Origin of the sequence: Prosthecobacter sp., assembly GCF_044222345.1 — a bacterium.
Lineage (GTDB): Bacteria > Verrucomicrobiota > Verrucomicrobiia > Verrucomicrobiales > Verrucomicrobiaceae > Prosthecobacter.
On the sequence record NZ_JBGANL010000014.1, the window covers coordinates 70,419 to 81,954 of the forward strand.

Sequence of the window (11,536 nt, forward strand, 5' to 3'; positions counted from 1 at the left end):
TTTCTGGGGCGGCTGAAACTGGTGGCCGCTGTCGCTGAACTACTTCTGCTTGGCTTCGTAGCCTGGCAGCGGCTTGCCATCTTCGCCCAGCTTGCCGCAGGTCCACAGCAGCCCACGGGCCACGAGGTCGAGGTACACAGGAGACTGCACCGTTTCATTGCCATGGCCCAGCGTGGTGCCGAAGACCTTGGCTTTGCCATACTCGTTCACCCAGATCACATTGTGGTCCATCTTCGTGTCTTCGCCATAGGCCTTGGCCAGCGGGACGAAGTGCTCCCAGAGCTTCTCGTTCTTGTACAGTTCGTCCTTGGCGTCGAGCCATTCCGCAGGGAAGCCTTTCATGACAGGATGGCCCTCCGCGATGTTCTTCACGTTCAGATCACGGTTCTTCTCGTGGCTCATTGAGGTCTGGCCCACGCACTTGCGCCATTCATCGGTCTTGGCCGTGCGGTAGCTGTGGGTGGAGCAGTGCAGCATCACTGCCGGGACACCGTTATGGTGTGCCTTGGCGATGCGTTCCACAAAGGCCACGTCATCGACTCCGCCGAAGCATTCGTTGTGCAGGACCACATCATAGCCCTCGGCCCAGTTGTCCTTCTCATAGATCGAGATCTTGTGGCTTTTGTCCTTTTTACCTTCCGGCCCTTCTTCATGCACGATGGTGAACTCCACATTCGCCCGAGCGCTGAGGCCCTCGCTGAGGATGAGCTTCTGGTTCTCATAGTCATGGCAGCAGCCGCCGGTGATCATGAGAACCTTGAGCGGTTTCACCTCTTCTTTCGGGGCGGCGACAGCAAACAGACAGGCGATGGACAGCAGGGAGATGAGAAGGGGACGCATGGCGGCGGATGAGGTTATGAGTTCGAGTATGCGCGGAATGCATGTCCTGTCTTGCATGAATCTCGATTGGTTGCGGTTCTATCTTGTCCTTGGTATAGGAAATTTGGTAAAAGGATCGGTAAATTTCTTTTATGAAAATCCGGTTTATTTTCCTCGTCTCGGCTCTGGCATGTTTCGGACAGGCCGCCCCCCCGGCTTCTGAGGCGGAGAAATACCACCAGATGCTGCTCAAGCGTCCTCAACCCGGCCTCGTCTATGACAGATTCTACTCGGCGTGGATGGAGACAGGCACGGCGGACTCTCTGGCGGAATTTCTGCGCCAGCGCACCGGCTCCACCGCAGACCTGCTCGTCCTGGCCATTTTTCACGACCAGCGTGGCAACGAAGCCGAAGCCTTGAAAGCCTACACCTCGGCTCTGGAGCGTGATCAGACGAACGTACGGGCCTGGCTGCAACGCGCCAAACTCGAGGCGCGCATGATGAATTTCGAAGCGGCCCTAAAATCGCTCGCAGCAGCGGAAAAAGGTGGCGCAGACGCAGAGCTGGGCCGTGAGATCGGCCAGCTGCGCGGCCGCTGGCTGCTGCGCACCGGCAAGCCGGAAGCCGCCCTGCAGGCATGGCGGGATCTGGTGAAGGCAAACGCGAATGACGAAGATCTGGTGGAGGAAGTGGTCGATCTCCAGCTCGACGAAGGGCTGTTCGCCGAGGCAGAGGCGCAGATGCTCGCATTGATCGCCAAAACCAAAGACCCTTACGCCAAAGCAGTGCGCCAGTTGCGCCTGGCCGAGATCCAGCTCCGCGCCACCAAGAAAGACGCCGCTCTCGCCCTCCTCGCCTCGACTCTGGCAGACACCGGGCAGGGCACCTGGATCGAAGACGAAGTGCTCGCGCAGATTGAAACGATGTTTCGTCGAGATGAGAACCTCAGCGGGCTGGTCAAGGAGCTGGAAAAGCTGCAGGCCGCCCATCCGCAGCGCACCGCTCTGGAGCGCCAGCGCGCACGGGTTCTGGCCGAGCTGGGCGAGAAGGACAAGGCCCTCACCATCTACGCGGCCCTGCTGCAAAAAACACCGGGCCAACGTGAGCTGCGCGAGAGCTACCTCGATCTGCTGGCTCGCTTTGAGCAGTTCAAGGAGGCCATCGCGCAAACCAACGTATTGATGGAGCAGGCACCCGATGATCGTGAACTCCTCATCCGCCTGGCGACCCTGCAAGAACGTGCCAAGGACCAACCCGCCGCCAAGGCGACGCTGGATAAGTTTCTGGCCGCGAAAGACACCGCAGAGTTTGATCACCTCCGCGTGGCGCGGCTTTATGAAAGCTGGGAGCGTGGTGACGATGCCGCCCTGGCCTACGAGCGCATGGTCGCCGCTTTTCCAGAGAGCAGTGCGGCCAAAGAAGCTCAGGCCCATTACCTTCACCGCAGTGGCAAACGGGATGCCGCGCTGGCCATCTGGCGTGATCTCGCGAAAAACGGCGATCTCTCCCAGCTCATGGCCGTGGGGCAGGCACTCATGGCACGTCTTGAGCCGCAGGCTGCTTTGGAAGTTCTGCAGGCACGTCACGCAGAGTTTGCAGGCGATGAGCGCTTTCTTGGGCTGCTGATCAATTCTGCACTCAGCGCCAAGAAACCTGTGGAGGCCATTCCGTGGGCGCTCGCTCGCGTGCGTGCTACCACAGACGTCAGCTTCATGGATGATGCGTTGCGGCAGGTCGTGGCTTGTCTGAAAGCAGACGAGCCAAAGTTTGCCGAAACCTTGGCAGCTTTGCAAAAGAGCATCCCGACTGTGCAGGAACGCATTCTCCTCGCCACGCTGCTGGAAGAAAAGCAGGACCACCTGGGCGCGGAGAAAATCCTTCGCGAAATTCCATCGGAGCATGCATTGGCGGCTCAGACTCGGCTGCTCAAGCTGATGGAATCCCGTCAGGACTGGCTGCGCGCCACGGAGGAGGCGGAAAAACTCTTGGCCATGCCCCAGGGCAGAAACTCCACCAACATTCAGCGTCTGGTGGACCTGTCTGAGCGCTCGGGAAAACCAGATCAGGCGCTCAAGTGGGTGGCGGAATGGAAGACACTTTCTCCCGGCTCCGCTTCTCCTTGGCTGCGCGAGGCCAGGCTTCTGCAGCTCAGTGGCAAAGGGCGCGAAGCTTTGAAGGTGCTGCAGGCGGCCACTCGTAAATTTGAAGATGACGAGTCCGTGGCGGACGCCCTCGCCTCCGGCTACCTCGAGCAGGGCCAGATGAGCGACGCGGAGCGGGTTTATCTCTCGCTGTTTGAGAGGGAGGACAAGCCGGAGGACAAAATGCGCTGGGTCGGCATCCTCGCGCGTCTGGCCGGCGAGCGCGGCCAGATGAAGGCGCTCACGGATAAATTCCTCGAACGTCAGCGCACCAATCGTGCAGATGCGGCGCCATGGCTGGCCCTCGCGGAAATCTACCGGGTGGCAGGCAGCACCACAGAGCAGGAGCGTGCGCTGCGCGAGGCCATGCGTCTGCGGCCTGACGATGTCACCCTTGCCATGCAGGTTGCGCATATGGATTTGGAGATGGGCCAGTCGAAGCGTGCCATCGAAGAATTGCAGCGCCTCGCCGGTCGCTCCAAAGGCGGGCGCGTGCAGCAGATGATTGCCTCCATCGAAATTGAATACGGTGATGCAAACACTGGCTACCGCATGCTCTATGAGCTGGCCGGTGGCGCGCAGATGGATGCCGATGACGCTCTCACTTTGGCCAAAAGCATGACGGCCCATCAGGACTGGAAGCGAGTGGCGAGCTTTCTTGAGCCGCTGCTGCGGCGCTTCCCGGAGGACTATCGGCTGGGCTATCTGCAGGCGGTGGCGCTGGAGGAGGAGGGAAAAACGGACGCTGCCATGGCTCTGTTCATCCGCCTCATGGCACAGTCCCAGGAACTGCCCTCAATCACAGCAGCGGCAAAGACTCCCTCCATCGGAGGCAATTATTTTGAGGAGTTGGAAAAGCACACCCCAAAGGGCTATGCAGACCTGATTCGACTCACATCAGGAGGTTCCTACCAGGCTTACAATTATCGTTCGAATTCCATCCGCTTCTCGGGCCAGAATGCCAGCAAAGCGGTGATGGTGCCCTCCAGCCTGGACGTCCTCCGCTCCATGTCGGTGGCGCATGCCATCACCCTCATGAAGGGTGAGGCGTCGCAGAAAAAGGCGGCATGGAAAGCTGAGGCTGCCAGTGCGGGTGCGCCCGCTGCGCGTTATCTTGATGCTCTCGATATTGATCAATATTACCGCATAAACACAAGCGCGGACGCCCTGGAGAAATATCCAGATGATGAAGCGGTGCTGGCCTACTCCATCAGCAATGGGCAGAACATTTCATTCGAGATCGCTGCCAGTGCGTTTGAGCATTTTAAATCCAAATACCCGGATCTTGCCTTTCAGGCCGCCAGACATGCCGTGACAGATGGAGGTGAAAAAGGCGTGCCTTTGCTCAATGAGGTGGTGACCTCACTCGAAAAAATGTCGTCGGATGAGATGCGCAGATCTTACTCTGGGCGCTATTATTTGGGATACTTGATCGGCGGCAGTCAGAGCATGGAGCAGAGGCCTCCATCTTATTCACTGCCTGAACCGCTGTGCCGCCGCATGCTTTCCATGCTGTTGCGTCAACTCGACCTGACCGACCCGGGCATGCCGGCTCGGGTTTACAGCATGGGCGTTCCCAATGCGGCCAACGCCTGCCGCACGCAGAAAGCATGGAAGGAGTTCGTTGCCCTCATGGAGCGTGAGGTGCGGATCTGGACTGAAGATGCTCCCACACGTCAGTCGTGGGCGGCTTTCACCACGCAGTTCAGCCGCCGAACCCAGACTCCCGTCGGCGACATGCTTGCCCGCCTGCCTTTCCCTGGTGGGACGACGCTGCCCAACACTCTGGTGCTCTACTTTGGCCGCAGGGACATCTACAATCCGCGTGAAGAAGACAAGCTGGAGCCTGAGCCTGAAGATTACGCCGGCGTAAAGCCCTTCATCGAGGGCATCAAATCTCCAGCGCTGCGTGCCCTGCTGGCCTACAAGGCCGGTGAACGCGAGCGTGTGGAGCGGGAGGTGGCCCAGCTCCTAGCTGCACCGAATCCCACCGTGGATGACCTCCTGCTCGCGGCGTCATGGTTCAGCATCGAGGACAAATATGACCGTGCGGCCGAGCTGCTCGTCCGCGCTTCCAGCATGAACATTCCTGCCAGTGTTCGCCCTGCTTTTGATGCCGCGCTGGCACATGCGGCGCTTAAGCTGAAACCCCAGCCCGGCAGCCCCCTGCTGGAGCCCGCGCAGATGGCGCTGCGCCGCCTTCGCAGCACACGCGTGACTTCAGAGCAGAAGGACGAATTGCTCGCTGCCATGAAGGGCCTGCAGATGGCAGATGAGGCGGAGCAGTGGTCCCGCATTGCCATGGTGGCCCCGTCGGTCAGCCAGCGTTCCACCAGCTATGTCAGCAGCACCAGCATCGATACGAAAAAACTGCTCACGTTGCTCACCGGCAAGGATGAGGATGCCATCGTAAAGGAGGCTGTCATCCAGCTCAAGCGGGCCCTGGCCTATGCCAGTAACGGCAATCAGAGCTACGCCTCCAGCCGGGCCAAGGAGATCAAGCGCCTCCTCAGCAAACCGGGCCTGTTTGAAAAAGTCCAGGCAGTCTTTGACCCCGGGGAAAATGCCACGGTGGCCAAAATGTATGACCAGGCGCAGTTGCTGATCCTCATCGACCGCAAGCCCGACGCCACCAAGGTGCTGGAGAAAATCGTGGAGATGAACCCCAAGCACTTCGAGGCGCGTCTGCACCTTTGCTCGCTGATTGCGGGCGCTGACTCCGCCCGTGCTGTGAAAATGATGAAAGATGTCCCTCTTTCGGCCTATCAGCAGAGCGGCGTGGGCAGCCTCATCGCCGAAGTCATTAGCCGGGATGACTCCTTGCCGTTTGAGGGCCGGATGAACATCGTCGATGCGCTGGCTGGTATGCTGGAAGCCGCGCCTGCTGGAGCGGCGGTCAAAGGTCTGGATTGGATGATCGATCTGCCGGCCATGGTCGCGCACCAAACCTATCGTTCTCCCCGCCTGGCTCATCTCTATGTCCGGCCGGGAGCCAGCCACGAGGATGACGAAGGCTACCTCTCTTCGACATCCCCCGAGGCGCTGAAACGGCGCGAAGTGCATGACCGCATGTGCCTGGCACTCATGAAACAACCCGCGCTTGCAGAGGAAGGTTTCCGCCGCTTTGCGTGTTTGACGATCCATGAGGGCAAAAAAATGGATGAACTGGCCGCCACCGCCCGGCGGCTGCTTGAGGCGGCCAGGTCGGCCCCTCGCATCCAGCGCGGCAGCATCACACGCCGCTACGGCTTTTATGAGGAGGTGACCGGCCTCTGGGCCCCCACGCCGGCGGAGTTCCTCATCTGGAAAGGTTGGAAGGAGAATCAGCTGGAGCAGGTCCAAAAGGACATCATGCCTTTGGTTGTCGCCGCTCTGGACATCACGCAGCAGAATGTTCTGCGCGCGCAGTTGACTGTATGGTCCTGCCCGCCCGAAGCCTTCGTGCACAATGCCAAAACCTACCTCGCCACCGCCAGTCGTCTCGGTTCAAACTATGGGGATGAACCGCATCTGGTATGGCTGATCGACCGCTGGGTGGAGCGCGGCATCGAAGGCCTGCCACTGGATGAAATACTCGCTGGTAGCATGAAACAAAACCGCAGCTTCAGCGAAGGCTATGCCATCTCCCATTATCTGGGTTTGCGCCAGCAGCTGCGCCCCGAAGCCGGGATGGAACCCTTCTTTGCCCGGATTATTTCCGGGGCCCTTGGCAATAATCAAAGCACCTGGGCCCAGACCATGAAAAGCACCATCGACACACGCTACGGACGTGGCGGTTCTTATAACAACGCCGCAGCTTATTCGCTGCTGCGAGTCATGGACAGCATGATCCGAAAGCCCGCTACCTTTGGCGCCGGATTGCAGATGGCTTCCCTCGTGGGTGCCACGAGCGATCCCAACTGGATGAGCAACAGCAGCTACAGCATGAATGCGGTGGTGAAGTCCCCTGAGCATGCTTTTGCCGCACTCGGCAACATGGGCTGGATGGGAGCCGCCGAACATGTAAGCCTCCCGGAAGATCCAAACTGCCTTCAGGTTGTGTTCTTCAAAAAGCTGCGGGAAAACCGCGACACGATGCGTGACCTGCGTCTCAAACTCGTAGACATGAAGCAGCGCACTTTTGGGGTGGAGTTCTGTGAGGCTCTCCTGCAGGACGTTCCGGCAGGTCCGCTTTCCGCCATGCTGAAACGCCGTGCTTCGGATGTGGAAAAAATCCCGGTAAAGAGCGGTCCCGCTTTCATGGGCCTGCTCAAGTCGCAGATCACCGCGCTCAACCAGCCTGCCACGGCGGACCCCGCTCTGGTGAAGGTTCTCGCACCGCTCCTCGGCGCTGAACAGAAGAAGGCCATGGACGAGATCGACCGCTGGATCGCCACCGAGCGTGTTGAAGACGTGCAGGCAAATGCCAGCAGTTATGCGGACAAGCTCAAAGACACTCTGAAAACTCTCATCCCGGGTGATGTCGAAAAGGCTCGGAAGCTCTTTCTCCATGCCTGTGAATTGATGGAGGCCCGGGCTTCATCCCTAACATGGAGCAACTACGCGGGGGGCAACGGCTGGTTCACCCGGGCAAACATTCTGGATGAACTTAAGAAGGAGTGGCCCAAGCCGGAGACGATGGCCTTCGTCATGCGCCTCTTTCACGAGGACACCACAGGCAACCTGTCTCCGGACGGCTGGGCGGCCAACAGCGGCTATGGCCAGACCTTGATCGAAATCTGGCGCAACAACAGCGGCGCTGCGGCCATGGGGCGTGGCATTGACGCCATGCTCAATCGCACGGCGCAGGTCATGCAGGACACACCCCACACACTTCTGCCTCTGGCCTTCTACGATTTCTATTTGAAGCTGCCCCAGAGCCTGCGCGTGCCCGCCATGAAGTATGCTGCCAAAATGCCCGCGACCCACCCGCAGGCGGCCTTGGGTCGTGAACTCGACTACGCGGGCCGTTTCTTCCTCGGCACGGATGTGCAGTCGCGGCAGAATATCGCTGCTCAAAAGGCCATCGAGGAACTCGGCGGCCTGCAGCCAATGTGGGAGCACAATCGAGCCTTGCTGCGCGCAGACAAAACCAATGCGCGCGTGCGTCAGGCCCTCGTTCATTTTCTTTCCTACTGGTCCCATGACGACATCGATCCTGAGTGCGCCAGACTCGGCGTTGCCGCAGCGCTCGAATCCATGAAGCAGAAGCACTGCATCCACGGGTATCAATACGGCTGGATCATTCGCGCCTTCAATCTCCTGCCTGTTGATGCCGCATGGCAGGCTGCCGCGCAGCAGCACTGGGATGCATGGCTGGCTCGTCTCGCCAATGGCGGCCTGAGCAAATACCAGCCCTGCGACTGGGTCATCAACAGCATGCTGCGCATGACTGCCCGGGCGAACAACGATGACTGGATGCGCGCCATGCTGCGCCAGCACCATCATACGCTCAGCAATGAGCAGTCCGGCATCGTCAGCCTCATGCTCGGCGGTCAGCCGCAGCTCGCAGCAGAGCATTTCAAGGCCGAGTGGCGCAGCTTCCTGATGGACCCGCAAAAAGAACTGCTCTGGAGCAGGGAGATCATCGAAAACCTGCCTGCCTTCAAAGCCGCCTGTGGCGATCCCGGCCTCGCCCTGCTGGGAGAGGTTTACCTCTCCTACGTCAAAGATCCCTCTAAGTCCGAACAGGCCGCCATTCAAGGCTTCAAGAACCGCGAAGATCGTTTCAAAGACCTCGCGAAACGCTTCAAGGAAACCAAGTTCACCGATGAAGAAATGCGCAAAGACTGCGTCGAGATCATCTGCAATTTCTACGATGCCGCAGACCTGATCCATGATGCCGTCGATGAAGTCGCCGCCAAGACCGACATCGAGGCACTGGCCGCTATGGATCAAACCTGGGAGCACTGGCGCCAGCTCAAGCCCCTGCAGTTTTCCTATGGCTGGAAGGCTGCGCATGGCGATGTGAAACCCAACATCGCCGCCTATGATCGCGCTCTGGCTGCCCGCTACAGCCAGAGCTACTACCAGCGCTCTGCGGTCAAAGAAACCGGTTGGGGGCCGACATGGGTCGGCGGCTGGTTCTGGTCCCGCGAGTCAGAGGCTGGGCGCACCCCGGACGTCCGCCCCGTCTTGCCTTTCCTGGATTATATCATCACCAAAACTCCCGCCGATCTGCGCGACATGCATGTCGCCGATTGCGTGACTCAGAAATGGCTCATCCACCTCATCCTCAACGAGCCCGCCGTCTTTGAATCATGGCGCAAAGGCTTGAAAGAGGAGGACCGCCGCGACTTCAAAAAGCACGTGCAGGAACGCTGGGAGATGTGGACCTGCATCCGTCAGTTTGCAGGCACACAGAAAAAGATGCGCCTCACACCGGAGCAGCGCGCCCAGCTCATCGTTGCTGTGGCCAGGGATGAATGGTGTGCCGCAAAGTATCCCGCCGCTGGCCCGGGCATCCCCAATCTCATCAACGACATCGTTCAAAAAAGCACCGTCTTCAAAACTGACGAGTTCGCTCCCGTGGCGGCACAAATCGCCACAGCGCTCCCTCGCATGGGCCGCACCGCCAGCGAGTCCGCCGACCTCCTGGTCGCAAACGGAAAACATGAGGCGGCCGTACCGCTCTATGCGCTGGCCTTTGAGCAGGCCCGCAAAGAAAACGAAAAAGACTACGGCCTCGCCGCTGGGTATGCCGTGAAACAAGCCGAAGTTCTCGAACGCACCGGCAAAAAGCCGGAGGCGTTGCAAGTGCTTAAAACGCTCGACGAGAAGCGCTTGGGTGGCGGTGTTAAAAAATCCGTCGATTCCGCCATCACCCGTCTTTCCAAATAGTCCCAAGCAAAGTCTTGTCCCGCACGTCCCTCTCTGGTAAAACCCTCAGCAATTCCGCATACCATGCCTGCTCACGATCGAATCCTCGCGTTTCTGTCAGCTGTGAAAGCACGTCTGGATCTCGCCTGGTTGGTCCGGGCATTCTGCGGCTCTCTTCTCGTTACCGGCTCGGCTCTATGCCTGTGGTGTCTGGTGTGGGTGCTGCGCGGTTACTCCGTGCCCGCCAGCGGTTACATCGCGGCGGCGGTCGCCCTGCCCGTCATGGCGCTGGCAGCCTGGTTCCTCGGCCGCGCCTCCCAGCGCAAGGCCGCGCGCATTGCCGATGAACACTTCGATTTGAAAGACGCCATCAGCTCTCATCTGGGTTTCAGCGACGAGCACCGCGAGGGCGATTTCATCGCGCTTCAGGCGGAAGCCACCGCCGTGCGTGTGCAGTCGCTTTCTCCGCGCAGCATTCCCGTGCAGTGGCCGCGGCGCATGCTCACCACCGCCGGTGTGCTGCTGCTGTCTTGCTTCGTCATGGGCTTCAAAAAAGATTCTCCCATCGTGGTGGAGCGCCTCGCACTGGAAACCGAGACACTGAACAAGAGTGAAGAGATCAACAAGGAGCTCGAAAAAGAAGTCGAGGAACTGCTCAAAACCGCCAGCGATGACGAAAAGGAACTCCTGCATCCCGACGAATGGCGCCAGTGGGTGAAGGAACTGCGCGAGACCAAAGACCGCAAAGATGCCATGCGCCAGTACGCCGAACTTGAGCGCAAGATCACCGAGGCCGCCCAAAAACTCAGCCAGCGCGACACCGAGCAGCTTCTCGCCAAGGCCGCGCAGGAAATGAAACAGACCGCCGAGCTCAAACCCATCTCCAAATCGCTCGAAGAACAAAACTACCGCCACGCCGCTGAGCAGTTGCGCCAGATGAAGCTTCAGGCCGATGTCCGCAAACCCGACGAAGCCCAGAAGGAACTCGCCAAACTAAAGTCCGCCTCCCAGCGCATGGCCGCCGCCGCACGCAATTTCCAGCAGCGCACCGGCCAGCAGGGGAATCAGGGCAAAGGCAATCAGTCCCAGTCCAGTCAGAACCAGAACGCCCAGCAAAGCGGCCAGAATCAGCAGCAGTCTCAGGGCCAGCAAGGCAGCCAGGGGCAGCAGAGCATGGATCAGCAGATGACCGCTCTGGAGCAGTCCGTGCAGAATCTGGAACAGCAGCTCCAGCAACAGCAGCAGAACCCCAGTCAAAATCCCGGCCAGTGTAAGTCCTCTCAAAGCCAGGCCAATCAAGCTTTGCAGAACCTCACCCAGAGCATGTGCCAGTCCTCCGCCAAGCGAGACATGATGAAGAAGCTGCAGTCGCTCAGCCAGTGCACCAGCAAATGCCAGGGCTTCATGTGTGATAAAGAGTGTCAGAGCCTGAGTCAGTGCATCAAACCCGGCGGCAAAAAGGCCGGTTCAGCTACCGTCGAAAGCCGCCGCGCTGAAAGCGAAGCCACTCAGGACAATGGCAACCGCGACCAGCTCACCGGCCAGAAAGGCAGCGGCCCCAGCAACACCAGCATCGAATCCGCCGACAGCGGCAGCGGTCGCGCCACCCGCACCGCCACCCTCCAGGAAAAAGCCTTCCAGCGTCAGGTCGAAAGCTTCATCCAGCGCGAAGACGTGCCCGCCGAAGTCAAAGAAGGCGTCAAAGAATACTTCAAAGGCATCCAGCAGGTCGGCGATGAAAAAGCCGCAGCCCCTGCCGCCAAGTAGCTGACCCCGTG

General features: G+C 59.6%; 3 protein-coding genes. 2 read left to right on the top strand and 1 reads right to left on the bottom strand.

Annotation, left to right across the window (positions count from 1 at the left end; translation table 11 throughout):
- Positions 1 to 39: 39 nt before the first annotated feature.
- On the bottom strand, positions 40 to 840 hold the full coding sequence (locus tag ACILSL_RS10030; RefSeq protein WP_395731884.1) for a ThuA domain-containing protein: 801 nt from the start codon (positions 838 to 840) through the stop codon (positions 40 to 42).
- A gap of 131 nt (positions 841 to 971) precedes the next feature.
- On the opposite strand from ACILSL_RS10030, the gene ACILSL_RS10035 reads away from it, so the two are divergent.
- Complete coding sequence (locus ACILSL_RS10035) at positions 972 to 9,779, top strand: hypothetical protein (protein ID WP_395731885.1); 8,808 nt, start codon at positions 972 to 974, stop codon at positions 9,777 to 9,779.
- A 63-nt stretch (positions 9,780 to 9,842) separates the two neighbouring features.
- On the top strand, positions 9,843 to 11,525 hold the full coding sequence (locus tag ACILSL_RS10040; RefSeq protein ID WP_395731886.1) for a hypothetical protein: 1,683 nt from the start codon (positions 9,843 to 9,845) through the stop codon (positions 11,523 to 11,525).
- The last annotated feature ends 11 nt before the right edge of the window (positions 11,526 to 11,536 follow it).